An 18,656-nucleotide genomic window follows, 5' to 3' on the forward strand; every position below is an offset into this window, starting at 1 on the left:
TGGGCGGACAGTAGAATATCGGCTCGGCGATGGCAATAGAGCGTGCGCAATGCGCACCGGACAACCGCCCCGAGCGACCCCTGACACCGCTTGAAATCAATTTGCAATGAACAGCCTCTGGTGCGTTCCTGTCCAGTACACAGAACCGTTTGGAGTTTGCATGCATGGTGACACCTACCACCGCGCCACGTCGTCGGCGTTGGCTGCCCTTTCTGCTGCTGGCTTTGGCTATCGGCGTAGGCTTGCCGTATGGCTGTTCGCAACTGGCTTATAAAGAGCGGCAGTTGCTGTTCAACATCGAACCGGGTACAGCCAGCTGGTACTCGGGATTGCCTTCCGGGGTAACCGAACTACAGATTCCGGTCGAGAAGGCCTTGAGCAGCACCCAGTACCTGCATGCATGGTGGTGGCCAGCGCCCCGCGCCGATGCGCCGGCGGTGCTGTATCTGCACGGCACTCGTTGGAACCTGACGGCACAAGTGCGGCGCATCAGTCAGTTGCGGGAGCTGGGCTTCTCGGTGCTGGCCATCGACTACCGCGGTTTCGGCGAAAGCCCTGGCGAGCTGCCGTCGGAGCGCACCGTGTACCAGGACGCCCAGGCTGCCTGGGCCCGACTGGTGCAGCTGCAGCCCGACGCCGAGCGACGATTCATCTATGGCCATTCGCTAGGCGGTGCCATCGCGGTGGACCTGGCAGAGCATCTGGCCGAGGGTGACGAACCCAAGGCCGCCGGGCTGATCGTGGAGTCCACTTTCACCGACCTGGCCGCCGCTGCAGCGGCTGTGGCCAATACGTCCCTGCCCGTACGCTGGATCATGTCGGAGAAATTCGACTCCATCGACAAGATCGGCGACATCGGCATCCCGGTGCTGATCGTTCATGGTCTGGATGACCGCTATGTGCCGGCGCGTTTCAGCCAGGAGCTGTTCGACGCCGCTGCCGAACCCAAGCGGTTGCTGCTGGTACCCGGAGGTACGCACAACAACAGCATGACCCTGGGCAGCCAGGCGTACGCCAAGGCGCTGCGCGAGGTATTCGGGCTGTAGCCGACGCCTGGCGGGCAGTGACGCAACTTATTCAGCGCCGCGAAGGTCTGTGCTGTGGCAGCCGTGCACCGGGCACGCGCGCCACCGCATTCGCAGGAACCTCCATGGAAAAGCACGAACCCAGCCTTGATGCTTCTGAAGCAGACGGCAAGACCCCTGGCCTGTCGGCCGACGAAAAAGCCGAGGTCCATGAAAACCAGCCGCCCCGCGCGGCGGTGCTGCATGAAACCATTCGCATACAGGGTGACCACGAACTCGAACGCACGGTAGCCGCCTTGTGGTGGTCTGCCTTGGCTGCCGGGCTGACCATGGGACTGTCGCTGATGGCCATGGGGCTGTTCAATTCGCGCCTGCCCGATGGCGAAACCAGCAAGGTCATCGCCAGCCTGGGCTACTCGGCTGGCTTTCTTGCGGTGATTCTGGCACGCCAGCAATTGTTCACCGAAAACACCCTGACGGCCGTCTTGCCGATCATGAGCAAGCCGAGCCTGCGCAACTTCGGCCGGCTGTTCAAGCTGTGGGGCGTGGTCCTGGCAGGTAACCTGGCGGGGACCTTGCTGGTGTCCTACGTCATGCTGCATTTGCCGATCTTCGATGCCAAGACCGATGTGGCCTTTCTGGAAATTGGCCGCAAGGTGATGGAAAACGACCTGTCGCAGATGTTTTCCAAAGGCATCATCTCGGGCTGGATGATCGCCACCATGGTGTGGATGATCCCTTCGCAGGAAAGCGCCAAGATGTGGATCATCATCCTGGTCACCTACCTGATGGCACTGGGCGACTTCACCCACATCGTCGTGGGCTCGGCGGAGGTCTCCTACCTGGTGTGGGCAGGCGAACTGGACTGGAAAGCCTTCTGGCTCGACTTTGCCGCACCGACGCTGGCCGGCAACATCATCGGCGGCAGCTTCATTTTCGCCCTGATCAGCCATGCGCAGATCAGAAGCGAAAGCGGCCTGCCGCCCAAGGACGATGGCCAAGGCAAGGCGCGCAAGGAACCCAACGCCGACGCTTGAGCTCGTGCCGCATCAGGGCGTCGCCACGGGGGCCGGTGAATCGACCTGCTCCCACCAGTGCACACCGGCCTGGGGATTGCGCATGTCGACGCGTTCCCCCATCCGCGGGGTGCTCAACGGCACGCTCTTGGCCTGCGCCAGTGCGCTGATGCGATCGAAAGGTTCGTGCCAATCGTGTATCGAAAGGTCAAAGGTCCCATTGTGGATCGGCAGCAGCGTCTTGCCGCGCAGATCCAGGTGCGCCTGCAGGGATTCTTCGGGCTGCATGTGCACGTTCGGCCAGGCGACGTTGTAGGCGCCGGTTTCCATCAGGGTAAGGTCGAAGGGGCCGAACCGCTCGCCGATCTGCTTGAAGCCTGGGAAGTAACCGGTATCGCCGCTGAAGAACAGCCGGAAGTCCTTGTCGATGACCACCCACGATGCCCATAGGGTGCTGTTGCTGTCGAACAGGCTGCGCCCGGAAAAATGCTGCGAAGGGGTTGCCGCCAGACGCAATCCGCCCACTTCTGTTTCCTGCCACCAGTCCAACTGGCGCACCTTGCTGGCAGGCACGCCCCAGTCGAGCAGGCGGTCGCCCACGCCCAGAGTGGTCAGGAAGTATTCGGTCTTGTCTGCCAGCGCCTTGATCGCGTGCTCGTCCAGATGGTCGTAGTGGTCGTGGGAAAGGATGACGGCCTTGATTGGCGGCAGGTCGGCGATGCTGATCGGCGGCTGGTGGAAGCGCAACGGGCCCGCCCACTGGACAGGCGAGGCGCGCTCGGAAAAGACCGGGTCGGTCATCAGGAACTGGCCATTCATCTTCAGCAGCACGGTCGAGTGCCCCAACCGCCACAGGCTGTAGTCCGGCGCCGCCAGCAGTTGCTGGCGAGACAGGCGCTCGACTGGCAACGCTGCCTGCGGACGGGTTCCTGGCGGCTTGCTCAACAGTAGGTACTTGATGCCGATGCGCAGCTTCTTCATGAAGCCGTCCTTGGGCAGGACCACCTGATTGCGATACTGGCCGTCCTCGCGCAACGAGGTTGGCAGTTCTTCGGCGTTAGGTGAAAACGACGTCATAAGCGCAAGCACTCCGAAAAGCAGTGGAATATTCATGCAGCCCTCTGGCTGGAAGATGCGTGCTACAGCATACGCTTTCGGCCTGGCGTGAGAAGCCCGTGCCCGGCCCCGAGCGCCGGGACGGTGACTGCATCCGGCGCTTGGTCGCCCATCGGGAACCATGTCGCGGGCGCAACCGTCCAGATGAGCTCAAGAAACGTCTGTTCGCAAGGACCGCTGCTCATGAATGTTGTTGATGCCGCCAACCCTTCCCGCTATTCACGCCGCGCACGGCTTCTGGTGCTGGCGTTCGTGCTGCCCATCCTTGCCAGCGTGCTGATTGCCGGCGGCGCCGTGCTCGGCGTTCCCGGCTCGGTGGATCGCGCCGGCAACCCATCGGCAGAAACGGTCGCTGCGGACAGTGTGAGTGGCGAGCGCGATCTGGGCGAAAACAGTGGTCGGCCGCTGATCTCTCTAGAAGATACCGGCACAGGACTGCCTCTCCAGACGCCACCACCAGGTAGCGAACCGCTCTGGGCCATGTCGCCGTCGACGATTGCCGCATTGTTGCTCGTCGTGCTGATCGTCTCCGGCGGGCTGTTGCTCAGGACGTTGCGCAGCTTGCGCGACATCGACCAGGACCATGCGCGGTTGCAGAACGAACATAGAGCCCTGCAATCGAGCGAAGAGCGCCTGCGAGACCTGACCAGCGCCAGTTCGGACTGGATATGGGAGACCGACGAGTTCCTGCGGGTCAGTTATCTGTCCTCGGAATTCACCGCCTCCACCGGGTTTGCTGATGATGCCTGGCTGGGCCAGCCTATTGAACTGCTGCTGCAGTGCGAAACCCTGCCTCCGGGCCAATGGCTGCAACAGCTGGGTAACACCAGCGCAGCAGCAGGGGCTGGTCAGTTGCGTTGCAGCTACCGCGACAGCGCCGGGCAGATGCGCCACAGCCGCATCGCCGCGCGGCCCATCGTGCGTGAATCACGCGTGGTCGGTTATCGCGGCACGCTGGTCGACATCACCGACCAGGTCAGCGCCCAGGCTCAGCTGGCCCACCGCTCGACCCACGATGCGGTAACAGGTCTGGGGGATGAGCATGCCCTGACGCGGTTCCTTGACCAGACCCTCGCCGATCGCCTGCGTCCGTTGCCATTGACCTTGCTGTTGCTGGATCTGGAAGGGTTCGACGAACTGCAGGAATCCCTGGACAAGCCTGCACGCGAATGTGTTCTGCGCACGGTTGCCAGCCGCCTGCGCGACAGCACACGCAGCAATGATCTGGTGACACGACTGCATGCCGGGCAGTTCATGCTCGTACTGGCCAGCATCGACGAGATGATCGAGATCGAGCATTTCTGCCAGCGCCTGATCAACAACATCCAGCGTCCGATCGTGCATGGCATCAAACAGCTACAGGTGGGCGTGAACATCGGCGTGGTGCATGAGCAGCCCGCACGTGGCGATGCCAACGAGTGGATTCGCTGCGCAGACGTTGCCTTGCGTCAGGCCAAGGCCCGGGGCGTCGGAAGCTGGCAGCATTTTGCGCCCGCCCTGGACCGGCAGAACCAGCTCAGGCAACTGGAAAACGATCTGGCATCAGCCATACGCCACGAACAGCTGCTGCTGCACTTTCAGCCCAGGTTCAGCGCCGACGCCGACCAAGTGGTCGCCGTCGAGGCACTGCTGCGCTGGCAGCACCCGGTCGAAGGCTTGCTCACCTCGGATGTTTTCCTGCCCTTGGCCGAGCGCAGCGACTTGATCGTAGCGATCGGCCGCTGGATGTTGGGCGAGGCCTGCAAGGCCGCACGCCACTGGCCACAGTCGATTGCCGTGTCGCTGAGCCTGGCACCGGCGCATTTCAGCCGCGGCGATGTTGCGCGTGATGTTCGTGACGCGCTGGCCGATGCCCGCTTGCCTGCCAGCCGTCTGCAGGTGCAGGTCGCCGAGCAAGTGATGCTGGGCTGTGCAGATGGTGCCGTCGGTGCGCTGACCGCTCTGAAGGAGTTGGGTACAGGTCTGATTCTCGATGAGTTCGGCAGTGGCTATTGCTCCCTGGGGTATCTGCGTCTGTATCCCTTCAATGGGTTGAAGATCGAACGACGCTTCGTTGCCGGCATGGCTGACAACGCGCAGGACCGCGCAATGGTGCGCGGAATGATTGACTTGGGCGAGGCCATGGGGGTGCGTGTGATCGGCGCCGGTGTCGACACCGTGCAACGGCTGCTCGGCCTGCAGCATGAGAGATGCGTGGAGCTGCAAGGCGATCATCTGAGCAAGGCCCTGGATCAGGCGACGCTGGGGCCCTTGCTCAAGCAGCAGAGCGCCGCGCGCAAGTCTCACTCGCTGCCGCAGGCGGGTGAGTACAGCTGATATGCGCTGTGCGGACTCAAGATTTTTTTACAGGCTCGAACGGCATCGCTAGAATCGGTGCACCGTCCGGACACGACCAGGCAATGGTTCCGGCATGCGCAACCACAATGGGCACTCCATGGGCACGACTGCAGCAGCCGACATAGCCACCCTCGCGCGTATCGACGCGGTTCCGGCAATCCTGCAGGTCATCTGCGAAACCACCGGGATGCGTTTCGCCGCAGTCGCCAGGGTCACCGACGACTCGTGGACCACCTGCGCGGTGCTCGACAACATCGGCTTTGGCCTGCAGGTTGGCGACGAACTGGACGTGACCACTACCTTGTGTCACGAAATACGCGCCACCCGCCAGACCATCATCATCGACAAGGTGAGCGAGGACGAGGTGTACTGCGACCATCACACGCCGCGCATCTACCAGTTCGAGAGCTATATATCGACGCCTATCTTCCGTGCCGACGGCAGTTTCTTCGGCACCATCTGTGCACTCGATCCGCGGCCGGCCTGTTTGAAAGGCAGCGCCATCGAGCCAATGATGGCATCGTTCTCGCGTTTGCTGGCGGTGCAGATGGAAAATGAAGAGCGGCACCAGCGCACGGCCACCGCGCTGCTGGAAGAACGTGAAATGGCCGATCTGCGTGATCAGTTCATTGCGGTGCTCGGCCATGATCTGCGCAATCCGCTGTTTGCCATCAATGCCGGCTCTGAACTGTTGCAGCGACGCGTCACCGATGAGCGCAGCCTGGGCATCGTCAAGCATATCCAGACCAGCGCACGTCGCGCCTCGCAGCTGATCGAGGATGTGCTGGATTTTGCCCGAGGACGCCTCGGTGCCGGCATCGTGGTGGACCTGCAGCCCGATGCCGACCTGACGCGGAGCCTTGAGCATGTGGTCTCGGAGCTGCAGCGCATCCATCCCGACCGGGTCATAACGATGGATGTCGACGACCTTCGGGGCGTGCTCTGCGACAAGGAGCGCATTGGCCAACTGCTTTCCAACCTGGTGTCCAACGCCATCATCCACGGTGCTGCGGACAGCGAGGTGCGCGTGTGCGGCCGGCTGTCCGATCAGGCATTCATGCTGTCGGTGCATAACCGTGGGCCGGCGATCGGCGAGAACGTGCGCTCGCAGTTGTTCAAGCCCTTTGCCCGGCCCAGCGTGCGCAGCCCGCGCGGTGGCCTTGGGCTGGGCCTGTACATTGCCTACCAGATCGCGCTGGCCCACGACGGCCGACTGGAAGTCACCTCAAGCGATGAAGACGGCACGCAGTTCAGCTTCCACCTGCCCCTGACCACCGGCGACGCCTGAGGCCGGGCCGACACGTGCGGAAAGTGGACGGCACGACGGCCGGCGATGGTAGCATCGCCTTACCTTCACACCCTGCCTGGCAAACACATGGCGAGACCTGACCCCGGGATCCCCCCCACCCATGGACAACGCAGCGCGCGGCAGCTGAAGCTGCTCACGGGCGGCAGCGAGCCCGACCCGCGCTTCACTCTGGCCAACGAGCGCACGTTTCTGGCCTGGATTCGCACGGCGCTGGCCTTGATGGCCGGCGGCATCGCCGTCGAAGCGTTCACTGCAGACGTGTTCGCACCCGAGTTTCGCAAGAGTCTGGCGGTCATCCTGCTGCTGCTGGGCATGCTGCTCAGCGCCAGTGCGAGCCTGCGCTGGCTGAACGTGGAACGGGCGATGCGTCACAAGCAGCCCTTGCCCATCCCGTTGCTGGTGCCGCTGCTGTCCATTGGCGGTGCGTTGGTCACTGCAGCGTTGATAGCCTTCGTCGTATTGCGATGAGCGTGCCGCAGGCGGGGCATCAGGACGAAGGGCTGCAGCCTGAACGGACGTTGCTGGCGTGGGGGCGAACCCTGTTGGCCATGCTGGTGGCGAGTTTGTTCTTTCTGCGCTGGATGCCCCACCACGGCCGCTTCGCCGGCGGCCTGATCGCATTGACTCTGCTGGGGGCGTTGCTGATCTGGCTGAGCCAGCGGCGCCGATACCAGTGCAGGGTCGAAGGGATCAGCCGCGCGTGCTTCCCGGCCGACGTGACCGGCGTACTCGGGCTGGGCAGCATGGTGACCGTAATCGGCGGCGCGGCCATCTGGATCACCTTGATGGCGTGACGCCTCAGGCGTACTCGTTGCGCTCGGACTTGAGCAATGCCCAGGCCAGCCCGGCGACCCACAGCAGCGAGGCGAAGTAGTTGACTCGCTGGAACAGGCCGAAGCCACGGCCAACGTCCATGGCCGCTGCCATCCACGGCAGGCAGCCCAGCGCAAACAGACTGCAGATCAGGGACAACCAGACCAAACCCTTGCGGCCCTCGCGGCGTGCCACGACAATCCACAGCGCACTGGCGAGCAACAGGCTTGCCGACATGATCACGCTGGCGATGGTATGCAGGTTCTGCTGCGTCGAAGGGTATTGCAGGGAACAGCCGACGTCGCAGGTGAAGTACCCAGCCGCCAGGCTTGCCAGACCGTGCACGATGATGAGCGAGGCGCTCAGCCGCGCCAGGCGAAGATGGGCATGGCCCGCGTAGAGGCCAACACCGAACGCTATCGACAGCAGACCGAGCGGGTAGTGACCGAGCCAGGCCCAGAGGGCGTGGGTGGGTGCATCGGTGGCGCCCAACAGACCCATAGCCTGATCGATGTGGCTGTACCCGTCATACAGGCTGCCGGTCACGATGAGGCTTGCGGCCAGCCATAGCGGGCTGATCAGGCCAGCCAGGTAGAGTAATTTGCGAATCGGCTGCTGCACAGCGCATCTCCGTCATAAAAAAGAGGCCCGGACCTTACTACAGCGTCGGTGCCGTCACGAAGCAATTTTTCCCGCCATGGAGCAAACCCGGCGCTTTGGCAATAACAGGATACATTTACGTGGAATTCATCGAACTGCCGCCCTGTGCGCGACCGCTGCTGGACAAGTTCTACAAGTCCCACGGCAGTCGCATGCGCACTGCGGGCAATGCGCGCTGGTGGGTGGCACGCGACGGCGAAATCGTTGCAGGGTGCAACCTCGTACCCATGGCCAAAGGTCATTGGTTGACCGGCCTTTATGTGGCACCCGATCAGCGAAACCAGGGTTTGGGGCGGAATTTACTCGATGACGCGCAGGGCACTACGGGTGGTCCAATGTGGCTGTTCTGCGAACCTGAGCTGCGCGAGTTCTATGCACGCGCAGGGTTCGACGATGCAGCCACGCTGCCTGCCGAACTCGCCCAGCGCCTGGAACGCTACAGGGCCAGCAAAGACTTGCTGGCCCTGGTACGGTTGGCTGTCAAAGACGCTCGATAAACCGGGTTCAAGGCTGCGGGCGGACGTTCAGCGGCGAAGGCGTGTGATCGTTGCGCAGGTCTTTTTCACCGGTTGGCTCGGGCTCGGTGCGGTCCACTGCTGGCACGTCCTCCTCCGGATCCTTGGCACCCTTGTCCTTGCCCTCGGCCGACATGTGTTCGATCACTGCATTCATCTCGGCGCCCAGCAACAACACGGCAGACGAGATATAGAAATACAGCAGTAACACGATGATCGCGCCGATGCTGCCGTACATCGCGTTGTAGTCGGCGAACGTCTTCACGTAGTAGGCAAAGCCCAGCGATGCGACGATCCAGACCACCACGGCGAGCATCGAACCGGGCGTGATGAAGCGAAATTCCTGCTTCACGTCAGGCATGACGTAGTAGATCACCGCGACGGCGATCATCAACAGGATGACGATCAGCGGCCAGCGCAGGATGGTCCACAGGGTGACGATGAAATCTTCCATGCCGATCTGCCCGGCCAGCCACTGCATGACCTGGGGACCGGTGACCATCAAGGCCGCTACGCACAACAGCATGCCGGCAAGGCCGATGGTGTACAGGATCGACAAGGGAATGCGCTTCCAGGCCGGACGCTCTTCGACCACATCATAGGCGGCGTTCATTGCGCTCATGGTCAAGCGCACGCCTGCCGAGGCGGTCCACAGGGCGACTACGATACCAATGGAGAGCAAACCCCCTTTGGATTGCTGCAACTGGTCGATCACAGGATTGACCTGTTCCAGCGCCTGTGGCGGCAGCACCAACTCGGACTGCAGACGCATCCACGAGAAGAAATCCGGCAGATGCAGAAAACCGATCAGGGCGATCAGGAAAAGCAGAAAGGGGAATAGCGAGAACAACATCTGGTAGGCCAATGCCGAAGCATAGGTAGGCATTTCGTCGTCGACGAATTCCTTGACCGTGCGAACCATGACCTTCATGAAAGGCAGGTTGTTCATGTGGGGAAATAACATAGCGTCTCCTTGCGCCACTCGACTTTCGAATACACTGCCTGGGTGGATGCGCAACCCAGCTGAGTCAGGCAGTCGCGGCAGGCCTATAGCGGCACGCTTTCTACCGTAAAGCTGCAGGAAAAACGACAATCAGAGTATGTACGTCCGTGTCCGCCCAATAGCACAACGGCCATCGTTTGATGACCGTTGGCGAACTTCACTCAGGCAGGAAACACGCTGCCTCAGGGTTTTTTTACAGCGTCTTTCACAGTGTTTTTGACTTCGCCTTCGACTTGCTGGGCTTCGCCTTTCTTCTCTTGCACTGCACCTTTGACCTGCAGTTCTTCGTTACCGGTGACTTTGCCCACGCCTTGCTTGACGTTGCCGACCGCTTCGTTGGCCATGCCTTTGATCTTGTCTGAAGTGCCGCTCATGGTATGTCTCCTGGTCATGTAGGAATGTCTTGTCTCGACACAGGAATTGACCGGCACCGGCCATCCAGAGTTTCAAATTATTTTGCGCGGCAAAAGACGCCGTGGTCGCGCGGCAGGCACGTGCGGTCTGCCGACGCTTTATGTTCGGCTGATTTGCCCGCAGAATGCCGGTCGGGTTCGGCCAATGCGCCGAAGCGTCATATCTGTAGGAATTTTCATGAAACTCGACAAACCCCAAGCCATCGCCCGTCGCAACAAGGAACTGGGTGGCGCGGTGCTCGGCGTCAACAACTGCCATTTCACCGTGCTGGACGCCAAACGCAACATCTGGTGGTTCGACATCCCTGTGGCACGCCTGCAGATCGGCCAGTACGAATGGATTCACCTGCTGCTGCATACCCCTTCCAGTGATCAGCTGCTGCACCTGAAAGTGACCACGGCGTTCTTGCGTGAGCACATGGAAGGACTGGTGGTGCGCAACGCCGGCAAACGCAAGTCGACGGTCAGCCTCGAGCTGAGCGCCGACAAGGACTCGTTCCTCAGGGATGTGCGCCCCACCGGCAGCGGCGTCGGCTTCGCGCCGTTCCTGCAGGCCTGATACCGGCCTGCGTGACGGGCCTCAGACCAGTTCGATACGGTCGGCGTGGATGACGATCTGACCGTCCTTGTACAGCGCGCCGATGGCTTTCTTGAAGTTGCCCTTGCTGACACCGAACAAGTCGCTGATCACCTGCGGATCGCTCTTGTCGCTGACCGCGAGGGTGCCCTGGTTGGCGCGCAGCTTGTCGAGGATCCGCGCATTAAGGCTGTTGGCCAACTGGGCGCCGATCGGCTGCAGGCTCAAGGCGATCTTGCCGTCGCTGCGCAGCTCCTTGATGTAGCCCTTCTCCTGCTTGCCGGAACGCAGGAACTTGAACACTTCGTTCTTGTGGATCAGGCCCCAGTGGGCGTTGTTGATGATGGCCTTGAAGCCCATGTCGGTTTCTTCGACCACCAGCAGATCGACTTCCTGACCCACCTGATAGGCAGGCGGCGATTTGTCCAGGTAGCGATCCAGGCGCGCAGTGGCCGTGATGCGGCGCGTGCGTTTGTCGAGGTACACGTGCACCACGCAATACTCGCCCGCTTTCATCTGGCGTTTTTCTTCGGAGAACGGCAGCAGCAGATCCTTGGGCAGCCCCCAGTCGAGGAAGACGCCAATGCTGTTGATTTCGACGACCTTGAGGCTGGCGAACTCACCCACCTGGACCTTGGGCTTTTCAGTGGTGGCCAGCAGTTTGTCTTCGCTGTCCAGATACACGAAAACGTTCAGCCAGTCTTCGTCTTCGCTGGGAGTATCCTTGGGGATGTAGCGATTGGGCAGGAGGATCTCGCCGTCTGCGCCGCCATCCAGATACAGCCCGAAGTCTGTATGTTTTACCACTTGCAATGCGTTGTAGCGCCCGACTAAAGCCATTTCGAATATTCCTCGTCACCTGGCTCGGCATTCTACCCGAGAACCTTGCGGTTGGCTGCGCAAGGCGCCTTGCGCGACAGGTATTGGAACGCCAGAACCTTGCAGGTGAGAACCTTGATTGCCGGGGGTCACAGCGTCACCGCTGGTCCATATAGCCCAGCCGGGAGAGGATAAATCGTGTACAATGCCTGGCCATATTAATTTTTGACAGGTTAATGGCAGCCATGCGCGTTAAAGCATCCAACAGCAAAGTCAAACCCGCTCCAGCCGTAGAAACCAGCGAGTCGATCAACGAGCAGATTGCCGCGTTTCTCAAGTCCGGTGGCGAGATCCAGCAGATTGCCAAGGGCGTGAGCGGCCAGACCTTCACCCCGTCCAAGCACATCAGCCTGGGCAAGAAGTAAGTTTGCGGCCCGGCCATCGCGCCGGGCAAAACTTCAGCGTCGTGTTACTCCCCGCATCACCCTCATCCCCCTTGAATCGACGAATGGCAGCGTCGCGCCGCCCATGAGCGGTATGCTTGCACCCTTCTAGATCGGGCCGTCCAGGCTTACTGGAGGTAGGTATGTTCAGACCCAGCTGGTTATTGATAGCCGGACTCGTGGTCCCCCCTTCCCTGTGCGCCCAGGTCATTCAACGTGACATCGGCGATTTCAACCTCAAGCTCGGCACCACACCGTCGCGCAGCATGGCCGTGGGCCTGGTGCAGCCGAGCACCGGCAGTTCCTTCCACGGCGGGCTGGACCTGACTCACGACAGTGGGCTGTATTTCGGCCAATGGTCGCCCAACATGGGCCTCGCCTCCTCCAGCAATCTGGAGGTGGATTCCTATATGGGCTACAAGCACCCGTTCGACAATTCGCTGGGCTATGAAGTGGGCGTGATCCAGTACAGCTACCCGGAGCTGGATGCGCCGTCGACTCATGCGTTCTACGCCGGCCTGCGCGTGCTGGACCGGCGCTTCGGCGCAGCGTTCAACAACACGCCCGACGGCCAGAACAGCACGCTGTTCGCTGACCTGGGCGGCCTGCCCTTGCTGGATGTGGGCTTTACCATGAAGGTCAGCAACCATCAGCTCACCACCCCTTTCACCATCGGCGAGGGGCAGGAAGTGCGCGCATTCAACGACTGGTCGCTGCAGATGTCACGGCCGATCGGTAGCTTCGACCTGGATTTCATCTACAGTGGCTCGGACCTCAGTGGTGCCAATTGTGCGGCCTATTCAGGCCAGAACGGCCAGTGTGACAGCATGTTCATGCTCAAGGCCCAGCACGCGTTTTTCTGAACCGCACGCACCGGCATGGCTCTATAACCACAACAACGCCATCGCACGGACCGCTGCCATGAATCCTCTGTTTCGTCGCTTGTCGCATTGCGTGCTGCTCGTGGGCCTGTGCCTGGTGTTCAGTGGCTGCACGCGAGTGGACCTGGCCTATCGCAATCTGGACGTGATCATTCCCTGGTCGATGAACGACTACCTGGACATGAACCGCGAACAGAAAAGCTGGTTCGACGAACGCCTCAAGGAACACCTGCGCTGGCACTGCACCACGCAACTGGCAGACAACCTGCAGTGGCTGGACAAAATCCAGCAAATGGTCGCCGAGCAGCAGGTGACGGCGCCAGCGCTGCGGGAACGCACCGCCGAAGCCAAGCAGGCGATCTCCGCCATCGCCGTGCAGGTCACACCCTCGGCGGTCGAGTTGCTGCAGGGGCTGGACGACAACCAGGTGCGGGCCCTGCAGCAGACGCTCAACGAGGATCTGGTCAAACGTCGCAAGGAATACGTGGAGCCGCCACTGCAGGCGCAGATCGACGAACGTGCCAAGCGCATGAGCAAGCGCCTGACACCCTGGTTCGGCAAGCTTACCGACACGCAACAGCAGCGTGTGCAGGGCTGGTCTCAAAGCCTGGGCGAACAGAATCGTGAATGGATCGACAACCGCGAGCACTGGCAGGCACAGTTCATGGCTGCCTTGCAGCAACGCCAGTCGGCCGAGTTCCCCGCGCGGATCGCGCAATTGCTGCAACAGCGCGAAGCGGTGTGGACCCCGCAATACAAGCTGGCCTATGCACGCACCGAGCAGGCAGCCATCGACCTGATGACAGGGCTGGCGGCCGACAGTACACCTGAGCAACGTGTGCGCATCGAGCGCAAGCTGGGTGAACTGCGTGAAGACTTCGCCAACCTCAAGTGCTTGAAGAACGCCTGATCCGGGGCTTCAGGCCCAGCCTTCCAGACGCAGGGTGGCACGCACCAGACGCTGCTCTTCGCCTTCGATTTCCCGCAGGTTGGCGCAGATGCTTTCGATATGGGCAACGGCCGCCTTGCGTGCCTGTTCGGGCTGGCGATTGATCACTGCGGCGTAGAGCCTGGCATGCTGCTTGTCGATCTGTTGTTTCTGCGGCTGGCGGTGGTACAGGTTGTTCACGCAGGCAAACACCGAGTTGAGCAGCAGGTCAGTCAACGAGCGCAGGGTCTGTACCAGCACCGGATTGTGCGAGGCGTCGCAGATCGCCAGGTGGAAGGCATGGTCCAGGTGTGCATGGCGGGTGGCGTCCAGCGTTTGGTCATGGGCGGCCAGCAATGCCTGATAGCTGCGCTCGATCAAGACGAAATCAGCCTGGGTACCGCGCAGTGCGGCCAGCCGTGCCGACTCGCCTTCGAGCAGTGAACGCACTTCGAACAGGTCGTAGAGCGTGCGCGGCTGGGAACTGAACAGGTGCATCAAGGGTGTGGCGTCGTTGGCGGGAGACAATGACGCCACGAACGAGCCGCGGCCCTGCTCGGTGGCGATGATGCCCCGGGCGCGCAACAGCTTGAGGCCCTCGCGCAGCGCGTTGCGCGACACACCGAGTTTTTCCACCAGTCGCCGTTCCGAGGGCAGCGGTTGTCCGGTCTTGAGAACGCCATCGACGATGAGCCGCTCGATGCGCTCGCACACTACATCGGCGACTTGAGGTTTGTTGTGCATGCCATGCCTGCTGGTAGGACCATCGCCCGAGACTGTCGTCAAACATTCGACCACCACCCGAAAATAAGCCAGTAGAGGCTTCGATAGAAGCCCCCCCGACCAAAAGAACTGGTCCTACCAGTGGTTCGGACCATAGACAGGCCTGGTGTTTGCGACCACTGTTGAGCGCATAAGAACGACAAGCCGGTGGCCTGCGCCCATGAACATCCTCTACGACGAACGCATCGACGGCGTCCTGCCCAAGGTCGACAAGGCCGCGCTGGTGCAGGCATTGCAATCCCGCATCCCCGACCTTGCCGTACTGCATCGCGCCGAAGACCTGCGCCCCTACGAATGCGACGGACTCAGTGCCTATCGCACCGTACCGCTGCTGGTGGTGTTGCCCGAGCGTGTCGAGCAGGTCGAGGCTCTGCTCAGGTTGTGCCATGCGCAAAAGGTACCCGTCGTCGCACGCGGGGCAGGTACCGGACTGTCGGGGGGTGCCCTGCCACTCGAGCAGGGTGTTTTGCTGGTGATGGCGCGCTTCAAGCAGATTCTCGAGATCGACCCCGCCGGACGCTGGGCGCGTGTGCAGCCCGGCGTGCGCAATCTGGCGATCTCCCAGGCGGCAGCGCCGTTCGGCTTGTATTACGCCCCTGACCCCTCGTCACAGATCGCCTGCTCGATCGGCGGCAACGTTGCGGAAAACGCCGGCGGCGTGCACTGCCTCAAGTACGGTTTGACCGTGCACAACCTGCTCAAGGTGCAGATGCTGACCATCGAGGGTGAGCGCCTGACCCTGGGCAGCGATGCCCTCGACTCGCCCGGTTTCGATCTGCTGGCGCTGTTCACCGGTTCCGAAGGCATGCTCGGCATCATCACCGAGGTGACCGTCAAGCTGCTGCCCAAGCCGCAGGTGGCCAAGGTGCTGCTGGCCAGCTTCGACTCGGTGGAAAAGGCCGGGGCGGCCGTGGCCGACATCATCGCTGCGGGGATCATTCCCGGTGGCCTGGAAATGATGGACAACCTGGCCATTCGCGCTGCCGAAGACTTCATCCATGCCGGCTATCCGGTGGACGCCGAAGCGATCCTGCTGTGCGAGCTCGATGGCGTGGAAGCCGATGTGCACGACGACTGCCAGCGCGTCTACCAGGTGCTGACGGAGGCCGGCGCGACCGAGGTCCGCCAGGCCCGCGACGAGGCCGAACGCCTGCGTTTCTGGGCCGGGCGCAAGAATGCGTTTCCTGCCGTGGGCCGACTCTCGCCCGACTACTACTGCATGGACGGCACCATTCCGCGTCGCGCCCTGCCGGGCGTGCTCAAGGGCATCGCCGAACTGTCCGAGCAATACAGCCTGCGCGTGGCCAATGTGTTTCATGCCGGGGACGGCAACATGCACCCGTTGATTCTGTTCGATGCCAACCAGGCCGGTGAGCTCGAACGCGCCGAAGCACTCGGCGGGCAGATCCTGGAGCTGTGCGTGGCGGTGGGCGGCAGCATCACCGGCGAACACGGTGTCGGCCGGGAAAAGATCAATCAGATGTGCGCCCAGTTCAACAGCGACGAGCTGACCCTGTTCCATGCGGTAAAGGCCGCGTTCGACCCCGATCGCCTGCTCAATCCCGGCAAGAACATTCCGACCCTGCAGCGCTGTGCCGAGTTTGGCGCCATGCATATCCACCATGGGCAACTGCCATTCCCTGAACTGGAGCGCTTCTGATGGCCGACCGCGATTTCGACGCCAGCGAGCAACTGCTGGATCAGGTTCGGCAGGCGCTGGCCGACGACCGTCCGCTGTGCATTCAGGGCGGCAACAGCAAGGTATTCCTGGGACGCATCAGTGCCGGCGAGCGCCTCGATACGCGGGCACACTGCGGCATTGTCAGTTACGACCCTACGGAGCTGGTGATCACCGCGCGGGCCGGCACGCCCTTGCAGACCCTGCGCGCCGCCGTCGAGCAGGCCGGGCAGATGTTGCCTTTCGAGCCACCGGCCTATGGCGAGCAAGCCACCCTGGGCGGCACGGTTGCGGCCGGATTGTCGGGGCCGCGTCGCCCCTGGGCCGGTTCCGCTCGCGACTACGTACTGGGCACGCGGGTCATCACCGGGCTGGGCAAGCACCTGCGCTTTGGCGGCGAGGTGATGAAGAACGTCGCTGGCTACGACCTGTCCCGGTTGCTGACCGGCAGCTTCGGCACGCTGGGCGTGCTGACCGAGGTGTCGCTCAAGGTACTGCCCAAGCCACGCGCCTGCTTCAGCATCAAGTTGACCTGCGACGCCGAGCGCGCCTTGCTCAAGCTCGCCGAATGGGGCCAGCAGCCGATGCCGATCAGTGCCGCCTGCCACAGCGATGGCGTTCTCTATCTGCGCCTGGAGGGCGGCGAAGGCTCGGTGGCCGCCGCCCACGAGCGCATCGGCGGCGAGCCCATCGACTCCGCGTTCTGGGATGACCTGAACGAGCATCGGCTGCCCTTCTTCGCGCAGCCTGAAGCACTCTGGCGGTTGTCGCTGCCCAACAACACCGCCGCCTTGCAGCTACCGGGCGAACAATTGATCGACTGGGGCGGTGCCCAGCGCTGGCTGAAATCGACCGCCAGCGCCGCGTCGATTCGCCAGGTGGTCGAGGCAGTCGGCGGGCACGCCACCTGCTACACCACAGGCGTTACCCCCGAGCCGTTTCAACCCCTGCCCGAGCTGCTGCTGCGCTACCACCGCCAGCTCAAGACGCAGTTGGACCCACAGGGCATCTTCAACCCCGGCCGCCTCTACGCGCAGCTGTGAACCAGGAGCCGTGAACCCATGCAGACCCAATTGAGTGATCAGGCCCGCCTGCTGCCGCGCGCCGAGGAAGCCGAGCGTATTCTGCGCAGCTGCGTGCACTGCGGCTTCTGCAATGCCACCTGCCCCACCTATCAACTGCTGGGCGACGAACTGGACGGCCCGCGCGGGCGCATCTACCTGATCAAGCAGGTGCTCGAAGGCCACGAGGTGACGGCGCACACGCAGCAGCACCTCGATCGCTGCCTGAGCTGCCGCAACTGCGAGACCACCTGCCCTTCGGGAGTGGACTACCACAACCTGCTGGACATCGGCCGTGCAGTGGTGGACCAGGCGGTGCCGCGGCCGGTCGAGCAACGCTGGCTGCGCGGCGGTCTGCGCGCGCTGGCCCCGCACCCGAGCGCTTTCAAGGCGCTGATCCAACTGGGCCAGACCTTTCGTCCACTGTTGCCGCAACGTCTCAAGGACAAGCTGCCGCGTCAGGTGCATGCTGCCGTGTCGCGGCCCGCGACGCAGCACGCCCGTCGCGTCTTGATGCTCGAAGGCTGCGTGCAGCCCGGGCTGTCGCCCAACACCAATGCCGCCGCCGCGCGCGTCCTGGACCGTTTGGGAATCACCGTTGCGGCGGTTCGCCAGGCCGGTTGCTGCGGCGCGGTGGATTACCACCTGGACGATCAGGCCCGTGGCCTGCAGCGCGCCCGACACAATATCGACGCCTGGTGGCCTGCAATCGAAGCGGGCGCCGAAGCCATCGTGCAGACCGCCAGCGGCTGTGGTGCGTTCATCAAGGACTATGGACACCTGCTGGAACAAGATCCGACCTACGCCGACAAGGCTCGAACCGTCAGCCGCCTGGCCAAGGATCTGGTCGAGGTGTTGCGCGACGAGCCGGTGGAACAATTGGCTGTTCATACCGACCTGCGCCTGGCCTTTCACTGCCCGTGTACCTTGCAGCATGCGCAGAAGCTGGGCGGCGTGACCGAACACCTGTTGCGCCGGTTGGGCTTTCATTTGACCGACGTACCGGACGGCCACCTGTGCTGCGGTTCCGCCGGTACCTACTCGGTGACTCAGCCGGTGTTGTCGCGGCAATTGCGCGACAATCGCCTCAATGCCCTGGAAAGCGGCGCCCCCCAGGTGATCGCCACCGCCAACATCGGTTGCCAGAACCACTTGGATGGGGCCGCGCGCACCCCGGTACGGCACTGGATCGAACTGGTCGAACAGGCCATGGCCGATTGACCCTGTATTTTTGAATGCACTGCACTTTGAACCTCTCGACAATAGAACTGGAGAAGCC

20 protein-coding genes are annotated in these 18,656 nt (G+C 62.4%); 14 read left to right on the top strand and 6 right to left on the bottom strand.

What is annotated here, in order from left to right; translation table 11 throughout:
- Nucleotides 1–164: 164 nt before the first annotated feature.
- Both IFT98_RS09690 and IFT98_RS09695 read left to right on the top strand, forming a co-directional pair.
- On the top strand, nucleotides 165–1,046 hold the full coding sequence (locus tag IFT98_RS09690; RefSeq protein WP_192048285.1) for an alpha/beta hydrolase: 882 nt from the start codon (nucleotides 165–167) through the stop codon (nucleotides 1,044–1,046).
- Between the two features lie 104 nt (nucleotides 1,047–1,150).
- A complete protein-coding gene (locus IFT98_RS09695) occupies nucleotides 1,151–2,062 on the top strand; it encodes a formate/nitrite transporter family protein (RefSeq protein ID WP_192048288.1) in 912 nt (303 codons plus the stop codon).
- A gap of 12 nt (nucleotides 2,063–2,074) precedes the next feature.
- Here IFT98_RS09695 and IFT98_RS09700 read toward each other — a convergent pair whose 3' ends face one another.
- Complete coding sequence (locus IFT98_RS09700; RefSeq protein WP_192048290.1) at nucleotides 2,075–3,154, bottom strand: MBL fold metallo-hydrolase; 1,080 nt, start codon at nucleotides 3,152–3,154, stop codon at nucleotides 2,075–2,077.
- Nucleotides 3,155–3,340: 186 nt separating this feature from the next.
- On the opposite strand from IFT98_RS09700, the gene IFT98_RS09705 reads away from it, so the two are divergent.
- The 4 genes from IFT98_RS09705 (at nucleotide 3,341) to IFT98_RS09720 (ending at nucleotide 7,597) form a co-directional block, all read left to right on the top strand.
- A complete protein-coding gene (locus IFT98_RS09705; protein ID WP_192048292.1) occupies nucleotides 3,341–5,473 on the top strand; it encodes a putative bifunctional diguanylate cyclase/phosphodiesterase in 2,133 nt (710 codons plus the stop codon).
- Between the two features lie 118 nt (nucleotides 5,474–5,591).
- Nucleotides 5,592–6,782 (top strand): GAF domain-containing sensor histidine kinase, encoded by a 1,191-nt coding sequence (locus IFT98_RS09710; RefSeq protein WP_192048850.1) that lies wholly within the window; start codon nucleotides 5,592–5,594, stop codon nucleotides 6,780–6,782.
- Between the two features lie 87 nt (nucleotides 6,783–6,869).
- Complete coding sequence (locus IFT98_RS09715) at nucleotides 6,870–7,271, top strand: YidH family protein (RefSeq protein WP_122474951.1); 402 nt, start codon at nucleotides 6,870–6,872, stop codon at nucleotides 7,269–7,271.
- Nucleotides 7,268–7,597, top strand: coding sequence for a DUF202 domain-containing protein (locus IFT98_RS09720; RefSeq protein ID WP_192048293.1), 330 nt, complete (start codon nucleotides 7,268–7,270; stop codon nucleotides 7,595–7,597). Before IFT98_RS09715 ends, IFT98_RS09720 begins: the two co-directional genes overlap by 4 nt.
- A 4-nt stretch (nucleotides 7,598–7,601) precedes the next feature.
- Here the strand turns inward: IFT98_RS09720 and IFT98_RS09725 are convergent, their stop codons facing one another.
- Nucleotides 7,602–8,237 carry a DUF998 domain-containing protein gene (locus tag IFT98_RS09725; RefSeq protein WP_192048295.1) on the bottom strand — a complete coding sequence of 212 codons (636 nt, stop codon included), beginning with the start codon at nucleotides 8,235–8,237 and terminating at the stop codon, nucleotides 7,602–7,604.
- 119 nt (nucleotides 8,238–8,356) lie between these two features.
- Between IFT98_RS09725 and IFT98_RS09730 the strand changes: the two genes are divergently transcribed.
- Nucleotides 8,357–8,773 carry a GNAT family N-acetyltransferase gene (locus IFT98_RS09730; protein WP_342214148.1) on the top strand — a complete coding sequence of 139 codons (417 nt, stop codon included), beginning with the start codon at nucleotides 8,357–8,359 and terminating at the stop codon, nucleotides 8,771–8,773.
- 7 nt (nucleotides 8,774–8,780) lie between these two features.
- On the opposite strand, the gene IFT98_RS09735 is transcribed toward IFT98_RS09730, so the two are convergent.
- Together IFT98_RS09735 and IFT98_RS09740 are read right to left on the bottom strand one after the other, a co-directional pair.
- Nucleotides 8,781–9,755, bottom strand: a complete 975-nt coding sequence (locus IFT98_RS09735; RefSeq protein ID WP_192048297.1) for a YihY/virulence factor BrkB family protein — start codon at nucleotides 9,753–9,755, stop codon at nucleotides 8,781–8,783.
- A 221-nt stretch (nucleotides 9,756–9,976) separates the two neighbouring features.
- Nucleotides 9,977–10,168 carry a CsbD family protein gene (locus tag IFT98_RS09740; RefSeq protein ID WP_122474959.1) on the bottom strand — a complete coding sequence of 64 codons (192 nt, stop codon included), beginning with the start codon at nucleotides 10,166–10,168 and terminating at the stop codon, nucleotides 9,977–9,979.
- A gap of 217 nt (nucleotides 10,169–10,385) precedes the next feature.
- Here IFT98_RS09740 and IFT98_RS09745 point away from each other — a divergent pair, with 217 nt between their 5' ends.
- Complete coding sequence (locus IFT98_RS09745) at nucleotides 10,386–10,766, top strand: hypothetical protein (RefSeq protein WP_192048299.1); 381 nt, start codon at nucleotides 10,386–10,388, stop codon at nucleotides 10,764–10,766.
- Nucleotides 10,767–10,787: 21 nt separating this feature from the next.
- On the opposite strand, the gene IFT98_RS09750 is transcribed toward IFT98_RS09745, so the two are convergent.
- Complete coding sequence (locus IFT98_RS09750) at nucleotides 10,788–11,624, bottom strand: CvfB family protein (protein ID WP_192048301.1); 837 nt, start codon at nucleotides 11,622–11,624, stop codon at nucleotides 10,788–10,790.
- Between the two features lie 215 nt (nucleotides 11,625–11,839).
- Here IFT98_RS09750 and IFT98_RS09755 point away from each other — a divergent pair, with 215 nt between their 5' ends.
- The 3 genes from IFT98_RS09755 (at nucleotide 11,840) to IFT98_RS09765 (ending at nucleotide 13,837) form a co-directional block, all read left to right on the top strand.
- On the top strand, nucleotides 11,840–12,028 hold the full coding sequence (locus IFT98_RS09755) for a hypothetical protein (protein ID WP_177327984.1): 189 nt from the start codon (nucleotides 11,840–11,842) through the stop codon (nucleotides 12,026–12,028).
- Between the two features lie 161 nt (nucleotides 12,029–12,189).
- Nucleotides 12,190–12,909: a TorF family putative porin gene (locus tag IFT98_RS09760; protein ID WP_122795208.1), complete on the top strand. Its 720-nt coding sequence runs from the start codon at nucleotides 12,190–12,192 to the stop codon at nucleotides 12,907–12,909.
- 67 nt (nucleotides 12,910–12,976) lie between these two features.
- Nucleotides 12,977–13,837 (top strand): DUF6279 family lipoprotein, encoded by an 861-nt coding sequence (locus IFT98_RS09765; protein WP_192048854.1) that lies wholly within the window; start codon nucleotides 12,977–12,979, stop codon nucleotides 13,835–13,837.
- A 9-nt stretch (nucleotides 13,838–13,846) separates the two neighbouring features.
- Here the strand turns inward: IFT98_RS09765 and glcC are convergent, their stop codons facing one another.
- Nucleotides 13,847–14,599, bottom strand: a complete 753-nt coding sequence (glcC, locus tag IFT98_RS09770) for a transcriptional regulator GlcC (protein WP_192048303.1) — start codon at nucleotides 14,597–14,599, stop codon at nucleotides 13,847–13,849.
- A 199-nt stretch (nucleotides 14,600–14,798) separates the two neighbouring features.
- Here glcC and glcD point away from each other — a divergent pair, with 199 nt between their 5' ends.
- The 3 genes from glcD to glcF are packed head-to-tail and all read left to right on the top strand — an operon-like array spanning nucleotide 14,799 to nucleotide 18,598.
- Nucleotides 14,799–16,298 carry a glycolate oxidase subunit GlcD gene (glcD, locus tag IFT98_RS09775; protein WP_192048306.1) on the top strand — a complete coding sequence of 500 codons (1,500 nt, stop codon included), beginning with the start codon at nucleotides 14,799–14,801 and terminating at the stop codon, nucleotides 16,296–16,298.
- Nucleotides 16,298–17,359 carry a glycolate oxidase subunit GlcE gene (gene glcE / locus IFT98_RS09780; RefSeq protein WP_192048308.1) on the top strand — a complete coding sequence of 354 codons (1,062 nt, stop codon included), beginning with the start codon at nucleotides 16,298–16,300 and terminating at the stop codon, nucleotides 17,357–17,359. Before glcD ends, glcE begins: the two co-directional genes overlap by 1 nt.
- An 18-nt stretch (nucleotides 17,360–17,377) precedes the next feature.
- Complete coding sequence (gene glcF, locus IFT98_RS09785; protein WP_192048310.1) at nucleotides 17,378–18,598, top strand: glycolate oxidase subunit GlcF; 1,221 nt, start codon at nucleotides 17,378–17,380, stop codon at nucleotides 18,596–18,598.
- The last annotated feature ends 58 nt before the right edge of the window (nucleotides 18,599–18,656 follow it).

Origin of the sequence: Pseudomonas sp. CFBP 8770 (assembly GCF_014841705.1) — a bacterium.
Lineage (GTDB): Bacteria > Pseudomonadota > Gammaproteobacteria > Pseudomonadales > Pseudomonadaceae > Aquipseudomonas.